Source organism: Stenotrophomonas sp. SAU14A_NAIMI4_8, from assembly GCF_003086695.1.
Lineage (GTDB): Bacteria > Pseudomonadota > Gammaproteobacteria > Xanthomonadales > Xanthomonadaceae > Stenotrophomonas.
In genome coordinates, this window is record NZ_CP025999.1 from 1,422,897 (window position 1) to 1,444,219 (window position 21,323).

Genomic DNA, 21,323 nt, shown 5'->3' on the forward strand with positions numbered 1-21,323 from the left:
CCCTTGGATGCTTGCTGTGTTGGAGCGGGGTCAGAGCCCTTTCCTGCGGAAAGGGATCCGACCCCAGTAGATCCACGCCATGCGTGGATGGCCGATCAGAAGTACGCGCGAATACCGAACGCGACACCACGGCCCGGCAGCGGCGAGTAATCCCGCAGCAGCGAGGTGTGCGGGCGCACTTCGCGGTTGGTCAGGTTGTTGCCGTCCAGGAACACCTCGTAGTTGTTGCTGTCGTTGCGGTCCCAGCGGTAGGCGAAGTGCGCATCGACCAGGGTGTAGCCGTCGCTCGGTTCCTCGTTCTGCGCCACGTCCTTCTGCCGGCTGTAGCGCACCGCGCCCACCGACGCACGCCACCCGTCCTTGGCCCAGCGCAGGTCCGCGCCCACGCGTGCCGGGGCGATGCGCGGCAGGTAACCGGTGTTGGCCAGTTCCACGCTGTAGTTGTGGTTGTGGTCGCCGTGCGGCACCGCCAGCGCCAGGTTGCGGCTGCCGCTGCCGTCCAGCTTGGCCTGCACGTAATCACCGAACACGCGCAGGTCCCAATCGCCGGCGCCGCCCTCGAACAGATGCACCAGTGCTTCGGCTTCGGCGCCCTTGAACACCGCGTCCTGCTGGGTCCAGGCACGCACCGGCAGGCTTTCGGTCACGCCGGTGTCGGCCAGGTAGATGAAGTCCTTGAACCTGGTCTGGTAGATGGCGGCAGAGAAGTCCAGGCGCTCGCTGTGGGTGTGGATGCCCAGCTCCACGCGCTGGCCGCGCTCGGTCTTCAGGTTGGCATCGCCGATTTCCAGCGAACGGGTGGCGATGTGCGCGCCGGCCGCATACAGCTCTTCATTGGTCGGTGCACGCTCGGAACTGTCCACGCCGATGCGCAGGTCCACCGCATCGTTGAGCTTCCAGATGCCGGCCGCGGACAGGTTGGTGGCATCGAACGAGCGGCGGCGGTAGTCACCGGTCGGGTCCAGCTTCACCTGGTCGTGGCGGCCACCCACTTCCAGCTTGAACGGGCCGAACTGCTTTTCCTGCAGCACGAACAGGCCGACGTTCTTCGTGTTGGTGTCCGGCACGAAGGCCTCTTCGCCACGGGCGCCGAAATCACTGTTGCCGAACTGCAGGCCGAAGGCGCCGTCCCAGCCACCGATCTGCTGCTGCACCGCTTCCAGGCGGGTCTCAATGCCACGGTTGGTGAAACGGGTGGACGGCGTGCCGGCTTCCAGCTCCACGTGTTCGTAATCGGTGTAGGCCACGCGCGCGTTGACGTTCTTCAGGAACGACACCGGGTTGTAGATGCCCGCCTTGGTTTCAAAGCGGTTCTGCACCATGTCGATGCGCACGTCATGCTCGTCACCTTCTTCCTCTTCGCCATGGTCGTGGTCGTGATCATGGTCGTGGTCATCGCCCTCGGCATGCACGTGGGCGCCGTTGGGAATGCCGTAGTTGGTGCGATAGGTGCTGGCCGACACGCCGAAGTAGCCGCCTTCGCCCAGCCAGGTCGCGCCCACGCCGCCGGCGCGGGTACGGATGGAGCTGTTGTCCAGACGGCCGCGGCGCGGCTCTTCGCCTTCTTCGCCGGCGTGGTCGTGGTCGTCGTGATGGTCTTCCAGGCTGTCGATCACCGCATAGCCGGGAATGCGGTAGTCATCGCCGTTGCGCACCAGGCCGTCGACATGCAGCACCACGTTGCCGCTCACGCCGTCCAGGCGGAACATGCCGCTGCGTTCGTCGTTGACCGAGTTGCCACGCAGTTCGGCGCGGCCGCTCAGCGGGCGGTCCGGCAGGTCACGCGCGATGCGGCCATCGACCACGTTCACCGCGCCGCCGATCGCGCCGCTGCCGAACAGCAAGGTGGCCGGGCCCTTCAGTACTTCGATCTGGTCGGCCAGGAACGGTTCGATGCTGGTGGCATGGTCGGCGCTGACGGTGGAGGCATCCATGTTGCCCATGCCGTTGGACAGCACGGCCACGCGCGGGCCTTCCTGGCCGCGGATGATCGGGCGGCCGACGCCGGGCCCGAAGAAGGTGCTCTGCACGCCGGGCAGCTTGGCCACGGTGTCGCCCAGGGTGCCGGCCTTCTGTTCGTCCAGGCGTTCGCCGGTCAGCACGTCCACCGGGCGCGCCAGCGACTCGGCATCACCCTGCAGCGGCGAGGCAGTGACCTGCACCGAAGAGAGCTCGGTCAGGTGGCGGTCACGTTGGCCAGCATCGTCGCCGGCGGCGAACGCAGCTGACGGCAGCAGGGCGGCGAGGGCCAAGGCCAGGGAATGCGGCTTCAACCGCGGGAAATGGGCAGACATCGGCAAGTCCTTTGTTACTTTGTATCAATCGGGTGGCGCACGTATCCCGTCGAAGGACAGGGGAGGGAAACCGTGCGGGGCAGGAGTGAATGTTATATTATTCCATAACGATTCGCCGACCCTGCTGGAAGTCATGTCCCTGTCCTCCTCGTTCCGCCGCCTGCTCGATCGCTTCGGTGCCACCGGTTCGATGCTGTGCGCCGTGCACTGCGCGGTCATTCCGGTGCTGCTTGCGATCGCGCCTTCGCTGGGCCTGTCGTTCTGGCTGAGCGACGGGGTGGAGATGGCGCTGGTGGTGTTCGTGACGCTGCTGGGGCTGTTCAGCCTGGTCATGGGCTACCGCCGGCATGGCGCGCTGCGCGCGCTGGGCTTCCTGATTCCCGGCCTGGTGGCGCTGTGGGCGGGCGTGCTGTACGACCCGCTGCACCACAATGCGGTGCCGCATGCAGTGGTGATGACCGTCGGCGGCCTGCTGGTTGGCGTGGCGCACTTGGTGAACCTGCGCCTGAACCACGGCCACGTCCACGACGCCAGCTGCGCGCACTAGGCGCGTCGTGATAGGCTTTCTGATCGTGCGCGGGGGCGCCCAGCAAGGCGGCCCCGCCGAACCCGTGTCAGTACGGGGTAACCAGATTTCACACTTGAGGAGTTGAAGACATGGGTAAGGGTGACCGCAAGACCGCCAAGGGCAAGCGCTACAACGCCAGCTACGGCAACGCCCGTTCGCACACCGCGAGCAAGGTCGCTGTAGGCGCCGCCGCCCCGGTTGCCAAGAAGACCGTGGCCAAGGCTCCGGCCAAGAAGGCTGTGGCGAAGAAGGCAGCTGCCAAGGCCTGATCCGGCCGGCGGTTGCTTGAAGAAAACGCGGCGCCTGGCGCCGCGTTTTTTTTGTGCCCGGTGTTGCTGCCGCTGCGCTCGCCGGGCATGGCCCGGCGCTACCCAGGGTGGGAACGGTAGCGCCGCGCCATGCCCGGCGGATGCTGCGCCGTCAGCGCAACGCTTTCTTCAACGTCTCGGCATTGCCATCGTTCGGCGCCGCCGGCACCTGCAGCAGATGCGCCAGCAGCGGGTACACATCCACGTTGTCGAACCCGTCGATCAGCAGGCCCTGCTGGAACGACGGGCCGCGCGCCACGAACACCGCGCGCATGGAGGGCAGGGCATTGTCGTAGCCGTGCGAGCCGCGGTCCTGGTGGTCGCGCTTGGCGATACGCTCGGCGCGCAGCGCATCCCAGCCTTCATCCATCTGGCAGACGATGGCCGGAACGCGCGGGTGGCTGCCGTAATGCCAGCGCGGCGGCAGCGCCTCCTTCTTCCAGCATTCGTAATGCGCGTGGCGGCCCAGCAGGGCCTGTTCGGCCTGCGTTTCGCGGCCGGTCACCGGCTCGAAGCCCACCGACTGGCCCTGGCTGACGTTGCGCGCCAGCGACGGATCGACCATCGACTCGGTGGCGATCACCTGGCCTTCCGGTACCGATGCCATGCCGTGGTCAGAGACCACCACCACGTTGGTCGACGCCGCCAGCCCCTGTGCATCAAGGCCATCAAGCACCTGGCCGATCACCTGGTCGGCCAGCACGATCGCATCGGCATACTGCTGTGAATCCGGACCATGGTTGTGCCCGGCCTTGTCCACGTTTTCCATGTACAGCGTGGTCAGCCGCGGCGCATCGGCATCGGTCTGTGCCAGCCAGTCCAGCACGGTCTGCGCGCGCTGCTGCAGCGGCTCTTTGCTGTCGTACACCTGCCAGCGGCTGGGCCGGGTGCCGTCGATCTCGGCCTCGCTGCCGGGCCAGGAAGTGGTGGCGGTGCGCACGCCCACTTTTTCCGCGCCGACCCAGATCGGTTCGCCGCCCCACCAGTAGCTGTTGGTCACCGCCTCGCGGTCGCCCAGGCTGAAGCGCCCCAGCGCGGGATCTTCCATGCTGTTGTTGACGATGCCGTGGTGGTCCGGGCGCAGGCCGGTGACCAGGGTGTAGTGGTTGGGGAAGGTCAGCGACGGGTACGAGGGGGTCATCCAGCGGGCGCGCACGCCGCCATCGATGATGCGCTGCAGGTTCGGCGTAAGCCCACGATCCAGCGCATCGGCGCGCAGGCCGTCGATGGAAATCAGCAACAGCTTCGGTGGCGGCGCGTCGGCGCGCGCAACCGGCGCGGACGAAGAGGGCGTGGTCGTGCAGGCGGCCAGGGGCAGCAGCAGCGCCAGCGAACAGGTCAGGCGTACGGAAGTCATCGCGACATGATAAGCGGCGGCAATGACGTGCCCAAGACACGGCGTGCTGTCGCACGCCGTGTCCGCGGCATGAACGTCATCCACGCACGGCGTGGATCTACCGGCCAGCGGGGTCGGATCCGTTTCCCACGGGGAAACGGCTCTGACCCCAGCGGAGGACGCCTGATGCGGCCACAGCGTGTCGACCAAGGTCGACACCTACCAACAGCCAACCAACCCTCACGCAAACAACGGTGCCTGCCGCTGCTCCAGCCGCAGCAGGGCTGCCTTGGTTTCCAGGCCGCCGCCGAAGCCGGTCAGCGTGCCATTGCTGCCGATTACGCGGTGGCAGGGCAGCACGATCGGCAATGGATTGCGCCCGTTGGCCGCGCCCACCGCACGGGTGGCCGTGGGCTGCCCCAGGTGCTGGGCCAGCTGCAGGTAGCTCCAGGTCTGGCCGAACGGAATGACCGCCAGCGCCTGCCACACACGCAGCTGGAACGGCGTGCCACGCGGCGCCAGCAGCAGATCGAAGCGGCTGCGTTCGCCGTGCAGGTACTGCAGCAACTGTTCGCGTGCCTGCGGCAACGCACCCGGCGCGTACTGCCAGTCGCCGCGCCCGCGTGCCGGGTGCCGGTTTTCCGGGAACAGCACATGGGACAGGCCATGTTCGTTGCCGGCGATGGTCAGCTCGCCGATCGGGCTGTCGAAACGATCGAACAACAGGGTCATGTCGGTTCTCCAACAAAGGTGCCGGACAGGTGCCACAGGTGCAGCACGGCATAGGCGCGCCACGGTCGCCAGGCCTGCGAGCGGGCCTCGGTGGCGCGTTCGCTCAGGCGCTGGCCCTGCGCATGGCCGAGCACCTGCTGCAGCACCAGGTCGCCGGCGGGGAACGCATCGGGTTGGCCCAGCCCACGCAGGGCGATGTACTGCGCCGTCCATGGCCCGATGCCGGGCAGGGCAACGCAGCGTGCAACGAATTCGTCCAAGGCCTGGCCTGGCCCGAAATCCAACGCACCGCTGGCGCAGGCCGCGGCCAGCGCACGCACCGTGGCTGCGCGCGTGCGTGGCAGGCCGATTGATTCCAGCGGCGCGTCGGCCAGCACCTGTGGCAGCGGGAACTGGCGGTCGAATGCCAGCGGCATGCCCGGCAGGTGGGCGCCCCAGGCATCGACCAGCCGGCGCGCGAAGGTGGTCGCTGCGGCCACGCTGACCTGCTGGCCCAGTACCGCGCGCACGGCCACCTCGAAGCCATCCCAGCCGCCGGGTACGCGCAGTCCGGGGCGTTCGGCGATGCCGCGGGCCAACAGCGGTTCTTCGGCCAGTGCGGCATGCACCTGCTGCAGGTCGGCGTCCAGATCGAACACCCGGCGCACCCGGCGCACGATGTCCGGGATCAGGCGGGGATCGACCGCGCCCATCTGCAGGCGCAGTTCGGGGCGCTTGGGATCGGCGGTTACCCGCAGCAGGGTGGGGCGTTCGGGCGTGCCCAGCACGCGCTGGTAGCTGTCATCGTCGATCAGTTCGATGCCGGGCAGGCTGCGCTTGCGCAGGAAGGCCAGCATGCGCGGGAAATCCAGCGGCGGCCGGTAGCCCAGGCGCAGTACCAGACCATCGTCGGCTGCGACCAGCGGGGCATGCTGGCGGCGCAGCGCGGTGGGCGGCATGCCGCAGCCCTGCAGGAAAGCGGTATTGAAGCGGCGCAGGCTGTTGTAGCCGGCGGCCAGGGCGACGTCGGTCACCGGCAGCGCGGTTTCGGTCAGCAGTTGCTTGGCCAGCAGCAGGCGATGGGTGGCGTGGATCTGCGCGGGCGTGGCGCCCAGGTGTTCGACGAACAGGCGTTGCAGCTGGCGTGCGCTCAGGCCCAGGCGGTGGCCCAGTTCGGCCATGGACTGTTCCTGCAGGAAACCATTGTGGATCAGGGCCAGGGCGCGCTGCACGGTCTGCCCGGCCAGGGCCTGCTGCGCCTGCGGCGCGAGTTCGGGGCGGCAGCGCAGGCAGGGCCGGTAGCCAGCAGCGGCAGCCGCGGCGGCCGTGCGGTAGTAGCTGATGTTGCGCGGCTTCGGCGGCGGCGCCGGACACACTGGGCGGCAATAGATACCGGTGCTGCGCACGGCGGTAAAGAACACGCCGTCGAAGCGCGCATCGCGGGCCAGGCGGGCGCGGTCGCAGGCGGCGGTGTCGAGGGCGGGGGAGCTGTCCATGGCACCAGTCTAGGCTGCGGTGGGGGACGATACTCGCCATTTTCGGACATGGATGCTGAAGGGGGTACGGCAGGGCTGCGCCCTGCACCCGCTGAACCAACGTCGACGTCAACGTCAAAAGCGGGCTATCCGGGGGATGGCGGGGTGGGTCCGGTTGCGGGGGACGCCGTAAATCCGTCCATGGAGCCTTGGCCGCGGCATCCATGCCGCGGACACCCCCGCAACCGGACCCACCCCGCCTGCGACAGATGGCTGCGATCTGTAGGGACGGCGCGGGGTCGGATCCCGTTGCGCAGCCACGGGCTCTGACCCCGGATGGATTTGGGTGAGTGACAGATTCATCCACGCATGGCGTGGATCTACCTGATCACGGTTGCGCCAGTAGATCCACGCCATGCGTGGATGCCGTTCCCATTACCCAGTCGGTAGATCCACGCCATGCGTGGATGCGGTTCCCAGGGTCACCATGGGTTCAGTGGCGCACGCTGAATGCGCGGCGTTGGCGGGTAGACTGTGGCTCTCGCTTCCCTCGAATACCGGTTGCCCGATGTCTTTCCGATTCCGCTGGTTGCCCCTGTTGTGCCTGGCCCTTGCCGGCTGCAAGCAACTGGAAAATCCCGGCAACGTGACCGCGGCCGACAAGGCGGCGCGGGCGCCGGCCAGCGATGGCGAGAACATGGTGTCGATCAATGCCGCCGATGCACCGCTGCCGCCGGCACCGCCGCGCAGTCGGGCGGACCGGCCGTGGGCGGCGGCGCAACTGGAAAACGGCAACGCCTGGATCAGCTGCAGCACTGATTACGCCGGTGAGGGTGGCGATGGCGTGGCGCTGGAAGGGCTGGGGCGCGATCAGATCCAGCAGGCGCTGGCGCCGTGCGCCGAGCGTGGGCTGCTGCGCGTGCGTTACGCCGGCAAGATCAATCCCGGTTTCGCCGAACTGGTCTGGCGCCTGGCCGTGGTGGCCGACGCGCTGAAGATCCACAAGCGCATCCTCGATCTGGATTCCAGTGGCGGCCAAGTGGAATCGGCCATCGTGGCCGGCGACAGCATCGGTGAATCGGGCTGGACGATCTGGGTGCGCGAAGGGTCGATCTGCCACAGCGCCTGTGTGTTCGTGCTTGCCGCGGGCGACAACCGCCTGCTGTCGGGCAAGGTCGGCATCCACCGCATGATGCGCATCAGTTCCAAGGCGACCTCGCGCGCGGAACTCAACCGCGAACTGCACGAGGTCTATGACAACGTGAAGGATTACCTGCAGCGCAACGGCGTTGCCGTGGGCGTGGCCGATCTGATGATGACCGTGCCCAACCGCAGCCTGCGCCTGCTCACTCCCGAGGAGCTGCGCCAGTTCGGCCTGGATGGCACCAACGCGGTGCAGGACGATCTGGAGCGGATCAAGCAGATGCGCACCTGCGGCGATGATTTCGTGCAGCGCAAGGATGCCTTCCTGGTCGCCTTCGACCAGCAGTGCAAGCGCGAGGGCGTGGACATGGAATCGATCAACAGCTGCGGGCAGGCGCTGAAGGAGCGCTTCGGCTTCCCCGATCCGGTGTGCCCGGAAGAAAGTCCGTTGTCCGAGATCGACGTGGCCACCCTGCCGCCGGCGCCGCCCGAGCCGCCGGTGGCCGAGCAGCCGGTGGCCGAGCAGCCGCCGGCCGCGGGTAGCGGCGGCGCACCCGCCGAGGCCGAGGCCGCTGCAGTGGAAGCCAGCAGTACGACGCGCTGACGAGCCGATCACCGCGCTGGCGTAGACTGCGGTTCCATTCATTGAACCGGCGGTGGCCATGAAGCGCGCGTTCCTGTTGCTGTCCCTGTTGCCCCTGGCCGCACTGGCGCAGGCACCTGCGCCGGCCACGCCCGCACCGGCACCGGCGCGCCCGGCACCGGCCACGCCGGCCGCCGCCAAGCCCGCCACCGCGGCCGCGCCGACGCTGACCCCGGCCCAGCAGGCCCAGGTGCAGAAGCAGGACGCAGAAATGACCGCCGCTGCGCTGAAAGCCGCGCAGCTGGTCGATGGCAATCGCGCCGGTGAACTGTGGGACGGTGCTTCGGTCGTGGCGCGCCGCGCCGTTCCCAAGGCTGCTTTCGTCAGCCAGCTCACCGCCGACCGCACCCGCCTGGGCGCCCTGGCCGGGCGTGGCCAGCCCAGCGTGACCCGGGTGAAGTACGGCCCCGGCGCGGCCGTGCCGGAAGGGCTGTACATCAACGTCAGCTTCCCCACCCGCTTTGCCAGCAGCGCCCAGCCGGTGCGCGAACTGGTGTCGTTCCGTTTCGACGAGGACCAGACCTGGCGCCTGGCCGGCTACAGCCTGCGCGCTTCCGCTCCCTGACGGAGATCGAACATGGCGACCGAACTGACGATGCTGGCCTGGGCAATGCTGCTCGGCTTCGTGCATATCTTTGCCGCCACCGGTGCGGCCACCCGCGAGCGCGGCCTGAAGTGGAATGCTTCGGCACGCGACGGCCAGAACGCGCCGCTGGGTGCGCTGGCGGCACGGCTGGCGCGGGCCCAGGCCAATTTCTTCGAAACCTTCCCGTTCTTCGCCGCCGCCGCCATTGCGGTGGTGCTGTCCGGGCGCAGCAGCGAGCACACGGTGCTGGCCGCGCAGGTCTACTTCTGGGCCCGCGTGGTGTACCTGCCGCTGTACGCCAGCGGTGTGCCGTATGTGCGCAGCCTGGTCTGGGTGGTGTCGATCGTGGCGGTGCTGTCGCTGGTGCTGGCCCTGCTGTAAGCCCGGTAGAGGGCAGGCGCCGGCTGCTGCGCTGATCCAGATCAAGGTCCTTAACGTGCCCAGCGCTAAGCTGGTAGCGAACGGACAAGGGTCAGGAGACAGGCATGCGTGGAATGGACGTGGTGGTGGTGGGCGCCGGGCCGGCCGGCCTGTGCTTTGCGCGCGCGCTGGCCGGCAGCGGCCTGCAGGTCGGGCTGGTGGAAGCGCAGCCACGCCAGGCGCTGGCGGCGGCCGCCTTCGACGGTCGCGAGATCGCACTCACCCATGCCTCGCGCCAGACGCTGGAACAGCTGGGCCTGTGGCAACAGCTGCCGGCCAGCGAAATTGCCGAACTGCGCGATGCCAAGGTGCTCAATGGCGGCTCGCCGTTCGCGCTTACCTTCGCCAGTGAACGCACGGCCGACCAGCCGCTGGGCTGGCTGGTGCCCAATCACCTGATCCGGCGGGCGGCCTGGCAGGGCGTGCAGGACCAGGCGGGCCTGCACCTGCTCGACGGGCGCAAGCTGCAGTCGCTGCGTGCCGATGCACAGGGCCACGTGGTCACCCTGGATGACGGCAGCCAACTGCACGCGCGCCTGCTGGTGGCCGCCGACAGCCGTTTTTCCGCCACCCGCCGCCTGCTGGGCATCGGCGCGCAGATGCGCGACTTCGGTAAATCGATGCTGGTGTGCCGCATGCAGGTCGAGCGCGACCATCGCCACACCGCCTGGGAATGGTTCGGCTACGGCCGTACCCTGGCCCTGCTGCCGCTCAACGAAGGGCAGGCATCAGCGGTGGTCACCCTGCCGCCGCGGCAGATCGAGCAGCTGCTGGCGATGGACGAGGTGGCCTTCGGCCAGGCCATCACCGGGTTCTTCGAGCACCGCCTGGGGCAGATGCAGCCGGTGGCCACGCCGCAGGCCTATCCGCTGGTCGGTGTCTACGCGCACCGTTTCGTCGGCAGCCGCTGTGCGCTGATCGGCGATGCCGCCGTGGGCATGCACCCGGTCACCGCCCACGGTTTCAACCTGGGCCTGGCCAGTGCGCAGCGCCTGGCGCAGGGCATCCTGGAACAGCAGCGACGCGGGGCGGACATCGGCGCCGACGGCATGCTGGCCCGCTACGAGCGCGGCCACCGGCTGGTCTCGCGGCCGCTGTACGAGGCCACCAACGCCATCGCCAGCCTGTATACCGACGACCGTGCGCCGGCCCGCCTGCTGCGCGCGGCCGGGTTGCGGCTGGCGCAGGGCGTGGCACCGTTCCGCAAGGTGATTGCCTCGCACCTGACCCAGCGCGTGGCCTGACCCTGCCTTGCCCGGTCGGGTCAGCCGGCCGCCAGCACGCGGATCTGGCTGTCGTTGAATTCCACCACCTGGCCTGCGCGGATCTTGCAGGCCTTGCGCAGCTCGACCTGGCCGTCCACCAGCACCTGGCCGTCGCCGATCACCATCTTGGCCTCGCCGCCGCTGGTGACCAGGTCGGCCAGCTTCAGCAACTGCTTCAGTTCGACGTACTCGCCGTCGAGATCGAATTCGAGAATCTGCATGGAACGCGGTTTCCTGGTGGGGGCGGGCCGGGGCCGGCCGCGCGGGTCGCGTATTGTGCGCCAGTGCGGGCGGCCATGGATGCGAATGGTTTCCTGTACGCGCCGTTCAGGCACGGTGCGGTATCATTCCGCTCTGAGCGAGTGAATCTCCCTCCGAACGAGCAGCGCCAGGGCACGCGATAAGAAGGGCGCCCAAAGCGCGGACCATCCCTTTTTTATCGCACTGCCATGCAGATGGCCGTGCCTTTGGAGTTTTCCATGTCCCAAGATTCCCAAGCGCCGCTGCAGTTCTCGCAGCTCGGCCTGTCCGAGCCTGTCATGCAGGCGGTCAGCGCCATCGGCTACGAAACCCCCTCGCCGATCCAGGCCGCCACCATTCCGGCCATGCTGGAAGGCCGCGACGTGCTGGGCCAGGCCCAGACCGGTACCGGCAAGACCGCGGCCTTCGCGCTGCCGGTGCTGTCCAACATCGATCTGCAGCAGACCAAGCCGCAGGCCCTGATCCTGGCGCCGACCCGCGAGCTGGCCATCCAGGTGGCCGAAGCGTTCCAGTCGTATTCCTCGAAGATCCCCGGTTTCCGCGTGCTGCCGGTGTACGGCGGCCAGCCCTACGGCCAGCAGCTGTCGGCCCTGCGCCGCGGCGTGCACATCGTGGTCGGTACCCCCGGCCGCGTGATCGACCACCTGGACCGCAGCACCCTGGACCTGTCCGAGCTGAAGACCCTGGTGCTGGACGAAGCCGATGAAATGCTGCGCATGGGCTTCATCGACGACGTCGAAGCGGTGCTGAAGAAGCTGCCGGAGCAGCGCCAGGTGGCCCTGTTCTCGGCCACCATGCCGCCGCAGATCCGCCGCATCGCGCAGACCTACCTGCAGGACCCGGTGGAAGTGACCATCGCGGCCAAGACCACCACCTCGGCCAACATCCGCCAGCGTTACTGGTGGGTAAGCGGCATGCACAAGCTGGACGCGCTGACCCGCATCCTGGAAGTCGAGCCGTTCGACGCGATGATCATCTTCGCGCGCACCAAGGCCGGCACCGAAGAACTGGCCAGCAAGCTGCAGGCCCGTGGCCTGGCCGCTGCCGCCATCAACGGTGACATGCAGCAGGCCCAGCGTGAGCGCACCATTGCCATGCTGAAGGAAGGCAAGCTGGACATCCTGGTGGCCACCGACGTGGCGGCCCGCGGCCTGGACGTGGAGCGCATCAGCCACGTGCTGAACTACGACATCCCGTACGACACCGAAAGCTACGTGCACCGCATCGGCCGTACCGGCCGTGCCGGCCGCAGCGGCGAGGCGATCCTGTTCGCCACCCCGCGCGAGAAGGGCATGCTGCGCCAGATCGAGCGCGCCACCCGCCAGCCGATCGAAGAAATGCAGCTGCCGAGCGTGGAAGCTGTCAACGATACCCGCATCAACAAGTTCACCTCGCGCATCAGCGAAACCCTGAGCGCCGGCGGTCTGGATTTCTACCGCCAGCTGCTGGAGCGTTTCGAGACCGAGCAGAACGTGCCGGCCATCGAAGTGGCTGCCGCCCTGGCCAAGATGCTGCAGGGCGATACCCCGTTCCTGCTGCAGCCGCCGGTGCGTGCGCCGCGTGAAGAACGCGCGCCGCGCGAGCGTTTCGACCGTGGCGACCGCCCGGAACGCGGTGACCGCTTCGACCGCAACGAACGCGGCCCGCGCTTCGAACGTGGCCCGCGCCGCGAAGAGGGCGAGGGTGGTTTCGAACAGCGCCCGCGCCGTGAAGTGCCGCCGCGTGGTGCACCGGACCAGGGCATGGAGACCTACCGCATTTCGGTGGGCCACCAGCACGGCGTGAAGCCGGCCAACATCGTCGGCGCCATCGCCAACGAAGCGGGCCTGGAAAGCCGTTACATCGGCCGTATCGACATCCACGACGATTTCTCGCTGCTGGACCTGCCGGCGCAGATGCCGCAGGACGTGCTCAGCCACCTGCAGAAGGTGTGGGTGTCGGGCCAGCAGCTGCAGATGCGTCCGCTGGCGGCCGGTGAAGAGATCAACCCGGCTCCGCGTCCGTTCAAGCCGCGCTTCGACAAGCGCGGTCCGGGCGGTCCGGGTGGCCCGCGCCGCGGTGGCCCGGGTGGCCCCGGCGGTGACCGTGAAGGTCGCCCGCCGCGCCGTGATGGCTTCAAGCCGCGCGGTCCGCGCAGCTTCTAAGCACCACGCCTGAAGGGGCGGTGGTCGATCGGGCATTCATCTTCGGATGGCCCGGGCGACCGCCGCCCTTTTTCGTGGGCTTCGCACCGTCCACACATCCACGGTTCTAGGCTGAACGGGTTCCGCAGGAGGTTGCCACCGTAATCGCGTCCGGGGGATCCAGGATGGGTAGGAGGGGTAGCGAGCAGCAGGACCGACGGGTGCCGATGACCCGGGGGTTGGGGCTGCGGTTTGCATTGCTGACCGGGATGGCGATCGGCCTGGTCGGGCTGTCGGCTGTCATCCAGGAGCTGCAGGCGGCGTCCACCGCCTGGATTGCCGGCCAGGGGCACTGGTCGCGCGGCCAGCAGGAGGCCACCTCGGCGCTGAGCCGATACCTGGTGCGCGGCCAGTTGATCGATCTGAATGATGCCGAGCGCGCGCTGCAGCTGCCGCTGGGTGACCTGCACGCGCGCCTGGCGCTGGAACAGCCCGAGCCGGACGAGGCGACCGCCCGCGCCGGCTTCCTGCGCGGCGGCAACGCCAAGGGCGATGTGGCGCGGTTGGTGTTCTCGTTCCGCCATGCCCGCGATTTCGGCGCGTTCCGTGATGCCACCACGCTGTGGCGGCAGACCGACCCGGGCGTGCTGGCCATGCAGGCGCTGATCAGCGAACTGCGCCAGCGCCACCATGAAGGCCCCTTGTCGGTGCAGGCGCGCGATTCCTACCTGCAGCGCCTGCGCGACATCGACCAGACCCTGCAGGCGCAGGCGAAGGCGTTTTCCCAGGCCCTGCTGGACATGTCACGGGCGGTACGCATCGCCACCCTGGTGGTCGGCGGCGTGTCGGTGCTGGGCATCACCCTGATGGCCATTGCCCTGGCCCGACGCGTGGGCAAGGACATGGGCGAACATGAAAGCCGCTTCCGCGCCGCGTTCTACCAGGCCAACGTGGGCATGCTGAAGCTGGACGCGCAGGGCCGGGTCATCGAGGCCAACCAGGCCATCGCCGATATCCTGGACTACCGCCGCGACCAGCTGCTGCAGACCACCTTTGCCGAGCTGTTGATGGAAGGCGAGCTGGTGCTGGACGAGCACGGCCAGATCGACTGGGAGCGGCAGTTGCGGCCGGGCGAGCTGCGCTTCCGCCGGCGTGACGGCAGCCTGGTGTGGGGCCGCTGGAGTGGCACCGGCGTGCGTACCCCCGGCCGCGGCCTGTCGGTGTTTGCGATCATCGAAGATGTCAGCCAGCACCATGCCCTGGCCCGCGAGATCGAGCACCACGCCAGCCATGATCCGCTGACCGGCCTGATCAACCGCCGCGAGATCGAGCGGTTGCTGGAGAACGCCCTGCTGCAGGTGCGCTCCGAAGGGGGAGTGCATTCGCTGTGCTACATCAACCTGGACCACTTCAAACTGGTCAACGACAGCTTCGGTCACGCCGCCGGCGACCAGATGCTGCGCGGCTTCGCCGAGTACCTGATCGGCGCGGTGCGCGACGGCGACTGGGTCGGCCGGCTGGGCGCCGATGAGTTCGCGGTGTTCCTGGCCCGCGCCAGCCAGGACGAGGCCAAGCGCGTGCTGCAGCGGCTGCTGCGCAACCTGGGCCAGGCCACGTTCCCGATCAGCGAAGGCAGCCCGCAGTTGAGCTGCAGCATCGGCGTGGTGGAAGTGACCGCCGACGCGCAGGACGTGAACTGGCTGATGAGCGCGGCCGACAGCGCCTGCTATGCGGCCAAGCAGGCCGGGCGCAACCGCATCCACTGTTTCAACGAAGACCGCCTGGCGCTGGAAGAGCGGCGGCAGGAGGCCGAGCGCCTGCAGCGGGTCAGCCGGGCCATGGCCGAGAACCGCATGCTGCTCTACGCCCAGCGCATCGCCAAGGTGGGCGATCCGGGCTACCTGCATTACGAGGTGCTGGTGCGCATGCGCGATGCGGCCGGCGCACTGCACCTGCCGGGCCAGTTCATGCCGGCGGTGGAACGCTACGGCATGGCCGTGGCGCTGGACCGGCATGTGCTGGGCCTGCTGTTCCGCCACCTGCAGGTCTGCCCGGCGCACGTGCGCCAGCTTGGCCTGTGCAACGTAAACGTGTCGGCGCAGTCGATCGCCGAGCCGGGGTTCCTGGCCTTCGTCTGCGACCTGCTGGAACGCAACCGCGCCCTGGCGGCCAAGCTGTGCTTCGAGATCACCGAAACAGCGGCGATCAGCAACCTGACCCAGGCGCGGGCGTTCATCGATGCGGTGAAGGCGCGCGGCTGCCGCATGGCGCTGGACGACTTCGGCTCGGGACTGTCCTCGTTCGGCTACCTGCGGCAGTTGCCGGCCGACATCCTGAAGATCGATGGGGCCTTCGTGCGCGACATGGGCAGCGACCCGGTCAGCCATGCCACGGTGCGCGCGATCAGCGAACTGGGCCGCGAACTGCAGATGGAAGTGGTGGCCGAATGGGTGGAGACCGAGGAAGTGGCCAACGCGCTGGCGGCACTGGGCGTGCAGGGCCTGCAGGGGTTCGCCATCGAGCGCCCGCAGCCGCTGGAACGGCTGACCTTGGCCGACCAGCGACCGCTGCGCCTGGTGGGCCAGCCCGGAGCGGACCACTGATCCGGCGCGCTGCGCGGCCCCACCTTTGGTCTACACACCGGCGCCGCCGCAGGCTGCGATAATGGCCGCAGGGGCGACGTGCACTGGGCGCGGACGTAAGCAACAGCGGGACACAGCGTGGTCGGCAGGCACGTGCGGTTTGAAGTAGGGGCAGTGCTGGTGGTGCTGCTGGCCTGGCTGGCATTGCCCTGGCTGGGCCACGCGCGCGCGGCCGAAGCCGGGCGCGACTATCTGCTGGTGGGCGCCGCTACCGATGTGCCCACACCGCACCGCGCGTGTACGCCGCAGATGCTGGCCGGGCCGCGCCAGGAAGTGCGGGTGGATGCCCCGCCGGGCGGCTGGTCGGGCGAACCGCAGGCGCTGGATGTGTTCAACGTGTTCGCCGGCGAAGTCCGCCTGCAGCATGGCGAGCGCGAGATCTGCGGCAACATGGACGATGCGCGCACCCGCGATTCGCGCTTCCGCGCCGGCATTGGCATGGTGGCCGTGCCCCGCGCCAGCAGCCATGAACCCTTCTTCGTTTCCTGGCAGACCCCGCTGAAGGCGCGCTGGGTGCCGACCCTGCGGCTGGGCGCGCCCAGCCCGGTGCAGCAGAACGACACCGCCCGCCTGCTGGTACGCGCGGCCTGCATCGCGGTGGCCATCGCGCTGGCGCTGTCGGCACTGATGGGCTACCTGACCACCCGTGACCGCAGCTTCCTGTTCTACATCGGCGCCACGCTGATCCTGGTGCTGTGGCAGGCGGTGCTGGGCGGCCTGTCTGGTTACCCCGAACCTTGGCTGCCAGTGGGCGAGCGCGCCGCCTGGTGGTTGATCGCGCTGACCGCGGCCACCCAGGCCATGGCACTGCCGGCGCTGTGGCGCCTGAACGGGGGTGACCGGCAGTTGCCTCGCTCGCGCCTGCCGCAGCAGATCGTGCTGTGGGGCCTGCTGGCGGTGGCCGCGCTGGTGCCGTGGCTCGGCCGCGACGGTCTGCAGGTGGTGGCGGTGGGCCTGCAGGTCAGCTTCATCCTGGGCTGTGCGCTGTCGCTGGCCGTGGGCCTGTGGGCGCGGCTGCGCGGCGATGTGTGGTCGCAGGCCGGGCTGGCCGCGCTGACCCCGATGCTGGTGCTGATCGGCGCCGACGCCGTCAGTGCGGGGTGGTTGCTGGAATACCGCGTGGAAGCGCTGCAGCTGGCGGTGACGTGGCTGCTGATGATGGCCGCCTACGCGCTGAACCTGCGCCTGGGCCGCCTGCGCCAGCAGCGCGACGAGATGCGCCACCTGGCCGAGACCGATTCGCTGACCGGCCTGCCCAACCGCCGCGCCGGCCTGCAGCAGCTGGGCGAACACCTGCAGCGCGGTGCGCGCGACGACGGTGGCCTGGTCATCGGTTTCCTCGACGTGGACCTGTTCAAGGACATCAATGATCGCCACGGGCATGAGGTCGGCGACCAGGTGCTGGTGGCGGTGGCCCGCGCCCTGCGCGCCAGCGTGCGCGGCCAGGACGAGGTTGCGCGGATGGGCGGCGAGGAGTTCCTGGTGGTGCTGCCGGGGGTGTCGCGCGAGGATGCGCGGCGGCGCCTGGACGTGTTGCGCCAGCGCATCACCGAAGCCTGCCAGAGCCTGCAGGTGCCCGGCCTGCAGGTGACCGCCAGCATCGGCCTGGCCCAGTGGCGGCCGGGCCAGGACGATCTGGCAGCCCTGCTGCGGCGTGCCGACCATGCCATGTACGTGGCCAAGCGCGGCGGCCGCAACCGGGTCTTCGACGGCGAAACCGCAGATTCCGTTGCCGTTGCATGAGGCGGGGAGGGTGGCAATGCCGGATAATGGGCGCATGACCACCCGACTCAACAAACATATTGCCGAAACCGGCTTCTGCTCCCGCCGCGAGGCCGACCGTCTGATCGCCGAACGGCGCGTGACCGTGAACGGCCACCCGGCCGGCACCGGCGCGGTGGTCGGCGAGGACGACACCGTGCTGGTGGACGGCCAGCCGCTGCGCGCCCGCACCGCGCGCAAGCCGGGCGCGCGCCGCCACGTCTACATCGTGCTGAACAAGCCGGTCGGGGTGACCTGCACCACCGAGACCTCGGTGAAGGGCAACATCGTCGAGTTCGTCGGCCACGAGCAGCGCATCTTCCCGATCGGCCGCCTGGACAAGGAGTCCGAAGGCCTGATCCTGATGACCAGCAATGGCGACATCGTCAACCAGATCCTGCGTGCCGAGAACGGCCACCAGAAGGAGTACCTGGTGGCAGTGAACAAGCCGGTGACCGACGAATTCCTGCGTGGCATGGCGCGCGGCGTGCGCATCCACAACCAGATGACGCTGCCGTGCCGCACCTCGCGCATTGCCAAGTTCGGTTTCCGCATCACCCTGCAGCAGGGCCTGAACCGGCAGATCCGCCTGATGGCCGCGGAGTTCGGCTTCCGCGTGACCCAGCTGCGCCGCGTGCGCATCGACAACGTCAAGATCGGCGCGCTGAAGCCGGGCCAATGGCGCAACCTGACCGACCAGGAGCTGCACGGGCTGCTGCCGCAGCAGCAGGACTGGTAAGCCCCGCTGGGGCGAATGGCCGCCGGGCATGACCCGGCGCCAACATCGACTAGACTCGGCGGCGACCTGCCGGAACATGACGCTGCATGATCAAGCCCGACAAGCCTGCCAACGAAGCCGAGCGCCTGCAGGCGTTGTATCGCTACCGCATTCTCGATTCGGACCGTGAAAAATCCTTCGATGACCTGGTGGTGATCGCCAAGGCGGTGTGCGGTACCAGCATGGCCGCGGTCACCCTGATCGATGTCGAGCGGCAGTGGTTCAAATCCATCCAGGGCATTGATGCCGCGGAAAACCTGCGCAGCGAATCGATGTGCGGGCACGCCATCCTGCAGCCGCAGGAAATCATGGTGGTGGAGGATGCGCTGCAGGACATCCGCTTCCACGACAACCCGGTGGTGACCGGCGATCCGCACGTGCGTTTCTATGCCGGCGCGCCGCTGGTCAGCAGCGATGGCCTGCCGCTGGGCACGCTGTGCGTGTTTGATGCGCGCCCGCAGCAGCTGGCCCCGGACAAGGCCGAGGCGCTGGCCGCGCTGTCACGCCAGGTGATGCTGGTGATGGAACTGCGCCGCTTCGCGCTGGATATCCAGAACCACATGCTGGAGCGCGATGATTACGAGCGCCTGCTGGCCCAGTACCACGAGGTGCTGCTGGCGCAGAACGCCGACCTGACCGAACAGAGCCGCACCGACGCACTGACGGGATTGCCGAACCGACGCGCGCTGGCCGTCGCTCTGGCCGAAGCGGTGGCCACCGCCGATGGTCAGCTGCGGCAGACCTGCGTGGCCCTGGTGGACATCGACCATTTCAAGCAGATCAACGATTTCCAGGGCCACGCCACCGGCGATCGGGTGCTGGCCGAACTGGGGGTGCTGCTGCGCTCGCATTTCGGCGGGCGCGGCATGGCGGCGCGCTATGGCGGCGAGGAGTTCGTGGCGCTGATGCCCGACATCGACCTGCGCACGGCCGAACTGCAGTGCGAGTTCCTCCGCATGGCGGTGGCCGACCTGCCGCTGGGCTTCCCGGTCACCATCAGCATCGGCGTGGCCCAGTACCAGCCGGGCGAAAACACCGACCAGACCCTGGCCCGCGCCGACGCCGCCCTGTACCGGGCCAAGGCCGGCGGCCGCAACCGCGTGGAGCTGGCCCCGTAGAGTCGAGCTTGCTCGACTGCGGTTGGCCTGTGTCCAGGTAGAGTCGAGCTTGCTCGACTGCGGTTGGCATGTGTCCAGGTAGAGTCGAGCTTGCTCGACTGCTGTTGACCTGTGTCCAGGTAGAGTCGAGCTTGCTCGACTGCTGTTGGCGTCCGGCGAAAAACAGTCGAGCAAGCTCGACTCTACGGCTGGCATCGCGCGAAAAGCAGTCGAGCAAGCTCGACTCTACCGTCGGCGCTTCATTCGGCGATGTTGCGGGCCTCGGCGGTGCCCAGGATTTCCGGGTGCTGCACCGGCTTGCGGCGGTTCAGCAGCGGGTGCAGGAACACGGCGCCGACGATGATCGCCACGCCCAGGTAGAACCACGGGGTCACTTCGTGCTGTTCGTTCAGCAGCACCACCGCCAGCACCACCGCGTACACCGGTTCCAGGTTGGTCACCAGCTGCACCGTATAGGCGCTCAGGTGGCGCAGCGCCACCAGGGCCAGGGCAAACGGCAACAGGGTGCAGGCGCCGGCCAGCACCAGCAGCAGGATCCCGTCATGCAGGTCCGGCACCACCCACAGCGGGCTGGCCAGGGCCGGCAGCAGGTACGGCATCAGCGGCGCCAGCAGGGTCAGGGTGAGGGTGCCGGCACCCAGCTCCAGCGCGGTCACCGTCAGCGGATCGGCATGGCTGACCATGCGCTTGTTGAGTGAGCCGAACACGGCCACCAGCAGCGCCGACAGCGCGCCCACCAGCACCCCCAGACGCATGCCATCGGGCACGCCGCCCACCACCAGCGCCACGCCCGGCAGCACGGCCAGGCCGAAGGCCAGTTCGCGCAGCTGGAACGGCCGCTTGGCCACCCAGGGCTCGATGATGGAGGTGAACACCGGTGCCAGCGCGATGCAGGTGGCGGCCACCGAGGCGTTGGCCAGCTTCACCGCGCCGTAGAACGTGAGCCAGTGCAGCGCCACCAACGCACCGATGCCGGCATAACCGGCCACCAGCCGCAGCGGCAGGGTACGCAGGCCACGCCAGACCCGCGGCAGCAGCGCCAGCATGGCCACCACCAGCAACATGCGCCACCACACCAGCGGCAGCGCCGGCAGGGTGATCAGCTTGCCGAGGATGGCGGTGACGCCCCACAGCAGGACACAGAAGTGGATCTGCCAGAGCGCTTTGCGGGTATCGGGGGTGGTCATGTGCGTATTGTGCGGCATGCGTGTGGCGGCCGGCGATGGCTGTGGCATGCTCGCCGCACCGTACTTGCGGGTACCGCCATGGCCGCACATAGGAACCTGTTGAAAGGCTGGGCCCTGCTGACTGCACTGGTGGCGGCGGCCGCGCTCCTGCTGCAGTACGCGTTGCTGCTCACCGGCCCCGGCGCGGCGGCGGGCGTGGCCATGGCCACCCTGCGTTTTTTCAGTTACTTCACCGTGCTCAGCAACCTGGCGATGTGTCTGGGCTGTGTGTGGATCGCGCGTGGCCGCCACCTGCCAGCGCCGCTGGCGGCGACCCTGGCGCTGTGCATCGGCGTGACCGGGCTGGTCTACGGGCTGGTGCTGCAGCGGTTGTGGCACCCCACGGGGCTGCAGTGGTGGGCCGATACCGGGCTGCACTACGCAACCCCCGTGCTGTACCTGCTGGGCTGGGTCTGGCTGCTGCCACACGGTGCACTGCGCTGGCGCGCGCTGGGCCCGGTGCTGCTGGTGCCGGTGGCCTACCTGGGCTGGGCGCTGCTGTGCGGCGCGTTGACCGGGCAGGTGCCGTACCCGTTCCTGGACCTGCAGCGCATCGGGGCGGCCGCCTTCAGCGGCAACGTGCTGCGCGTGGCCGGCGTGTTCGTGTTGGGCTGGACCGCATTGTGGGCACTGGACCGCTGGCGCGGCCGCTGAGCGTGCCCGAA

Annotated in this window: 18 protein-coding genes; 12 read left to right on the top strand and 6 right to left on the bottom strand. The window is 68.7% G+C overall.

Annotated elements, in window-relative coordinates; genetic code table 11:
* Positions 1–95: 95 nt before the first annotated feature.
* The gene (locus C1930_RS06590) at positions 96–2,294 is read right to left on the bottom strand and encodes a TonB-dependent receptor (RefSeq protein ID WP_108771360.1); all 2,199 of its coding nucleotides are present in this window, start codon (positions 2,292–2,294) and stop codon (positions 96–98) included.
* A 133-nt stretch (positions 2,295–2,427) separates the two neighbouring features.
* Between C1930_RS06590 and C1930_RS06595 the strand changes: the two genes are divergently transcribed.
* Both C1930_RS06595 and C1930_RS06600 read left to right on the top strand, forming a co-directional pair.
* On the top strand, positions 2,428–2,841 hold the full coding sequence (locus tag C1930_RS06595) for a MerC domain-containing protein (RefSeq protein WP_108749021.1): 414 nt from the start codon (positions 2,428–2,430) through the stop codon (positions 2,839–2,841).
* Positions 2,842–2,951: 110 nt separating this feature from the next.
* Positions 2,952–3,131: a 30S ribosomal protein THX gene (locus C1930_RS06600; protein WP_108749022.1), complete on the top strand. Its 180-nt coding sequence runs from the start codon at positions 2,952–2,954 to the stop codon at positions 3,129–3,131.
* Between the two features lie 151 nt (positions 3,132–3,282).
* Here C1930_RS06600 and C1930_RS06605 read toward each other — a convergent pair whose 3' ends face one another.
* The 3 genes from C1930_RS06605 to C1930_RS06615 all read right to left on the bottom strand — a co-directional run bounded on the left by C1930_RS06605 (position 3,283) and on the right by C1930_RS06615 (position 6,713).
* Positions 3,283–4,527: an ectonucleotide pyrophosphatase/phosphodiesterase gene (locus tag C1930_RS06605; RefSeq protein WP_108771361.1), complete on the bottom strand. Its 1,245-nt coding sequence runs from the start codon at positions 4,525–4,527 to the stop codon at positions 3,283–3,285.
* Positions 4,528–4,746: 219 nt separating this feature from the next.
* Entirely contained in the window at positions 4,747–5,238 is a 492-nt protein-coding gene (locus C1930_RS06610; protein ID WP_108771362.1) for a methylated-DNA--[protein]-cysteine S-methyltransferase, read from the bottom strand.
* Positions 5,235–6,713, bottom strand: a complete 1,479-nt coding sequence (locus C1930_RS06615) for an AlkA N-terminal domain-containing protein (RefSeq protein WP_108771363.1) — start codon at positions 6,711–6,713, stop codon at positions 5,235–5,237. The genes C1930_RS06610 and C1930_RS06615 overlap by 4 nt, the downstream gene beginning before the upstream one ends.
* Positions 6,714–7,260: 547 nt before the next feature.
* Here C1930_RS06615 and C1930_RS06620 point away from each other — a divergent pair.
* The 4 genes from C1930_RS06620 to ubiM all read left to right on the top strand — a co-directional run bounded on the left by C1930_RS06620 (position 7,261) and on the right by ubiM (position 10,728).
* Positions 7,261–8,439: a hypothetical protein gene (locus C1930_RS06620; protein ID WP_108771364.1), complete on the top strand. Its 1,179-nt coding sequence runs from the start codon at positions 7,261–7,263 to the stop codon at positions 8,437–8,439.
* Between the two features lie 58 nt (positions 8,440–8,497).
* Positions 8,498–9,043 carry a DUF4019 domain-containing protein gene (locus C1930_RS06625; RefSeq protein ID WP_108752561.1) on the top strand — a complete coding sequence of 182 codons (546 nt, stop codon included), beginning with the start codon at positions 8,498–8,500 and terminating at the stop codon, positions 9,041–9,043.
* A gap of 12 nt (positions 9,044–9,055) precedes the next feature.
* On the top strand, positions 9,056–9,445 hold the full coding sequence (locus C1930_RS06630; protein WP_108749028.1) for an MAPEG family protein: 390 nt from the start codon (positions 9,056–9,058) through the stop codon (positions 9,443–9,445).
* A gap of 104 nt (positions 9,446–9,549) precedes the next feature.
* Positions 9,550–10,728, top strand: coding sequence for a 5-demethoxyubiquinol-8 5-hydroxylase UbiM (gene ubiM / locus C1930_RS06635; protein ID WP_108771365.1), 1,179 nt, complete (start codon positions 9,550–9,552; stop codon positions 10,726–10,728).
* 20 nt (positions 10,729–10,748) lie between these two features.
* Here the strand turns inward: ubiM and C1930_RS06640 are convergent, their stop codons facing one another.
* On the bottom strand, positions 10,749–10,970 hold the full coding sequence (locus C1930_RS06640) for an RNA-binding S4 domain-containing protein (RefSeq protein WP_108752563.1): 222 nt from the start codon (positions 10,968–10,970) through the stop codon (positions 10,749–10,751).
* Between the two features lie 258 nt (positions 10,971–11,228).
* Between C1930_RS06640 and C1930_RS06645 the strand changes: the two genes are divergently transcribed.
* From C1930_RS06645 to C1930_RS06665, 5 genes are all read left to right on the top strand, one after another.
* Entirely contained in the window at positions 11,229–13,154 is a 1,926-nt protein-coding gene (locus C1930_RS06645; RefSeq protein WP_108757675.1) for a DEAD/DEAH box helicase, read from the top strand.
* 164 nt (positions 13,155–13,318) lie between these two features.
* Complete coding sequence (locus C1930_RS06650; RefSeq protein WP_108755755.1) at positions 13,319–15,736, top strand: EAL domain-containing protein; 2,418 nt, start codon at positions 13,319–13,321, stop codon at positions 15,734–15,736.
* Positions 15,737–15,853: 117 nt separating this feature from the next.
* Complete coding sequence (locus C1930_RS06655) at positions 15,854–17,518, top strand: diguanylate cyclase (RefSeq protein WP_108771366.1); 1,665 nt, start codon at positions 15,854–15,856, stop codon at positions 17,516–17,518.
* A gap of 34 nt (positions 17,519–17,552) precedes the next feature.
* A complete protein-coding gene (locus C1930_RS06660; protein ID WP_108749033.1) occupies positions 17,553–18,275 on the top strand; it encodes a pseudouridine synthase in 723 nt (240 codons plus the stop codon).
* A gap of 86 nt (positions 18,276–18,361) precedes the next feature.
* Complete coding sequence (locus C1930_RS06665) at positions 18,362–19,432, top strand: sensor domain-containing diguanylate cyclase (RefSeq protein WP_108755757.1); 1,071 nt, start codon at positions 18,362–18,364, stop codon at positions 19,430–19,432.
* A 239-nt stretch (positions 19,433–19,671) separates the two neighbouring features.
* Here C1930_RS06665 and C1930_RS06670 read toward each other — a convergent pair whose 3' ends face one another.
* Positions 19,672–20,619, bottom strand: coding sequence for a DMT family transporter (locus C1930_RS06670; RefSeq protein WP_108763367.1), 948 nt, complete (start codon positions 20,617–20,619; stop codon positions 19,672–19,674).
* A 78-nt stretch (positions 20,620–20,697) separates the two neighbouring features.
* Here C1930_RS06670 and C1930_RS06675 point away from each other — a divergent pair, with 78 nt between their 5' ends.
* The gene (locus C1930_RS06675) at positions 20,698–21,312 is read left to right on the top strand and encodes a Pr6Pr family membrane protein (RefSeq protein WP_108771367.1); all 615 of its coding nucleotides are present in this window, start codon (positions 20,698–20,700) and stop codon (positions 21,310–21,312) included.
* The last annotated feature ends 11 nt before the right edge of the window (positions 21,313–21,323 follow it).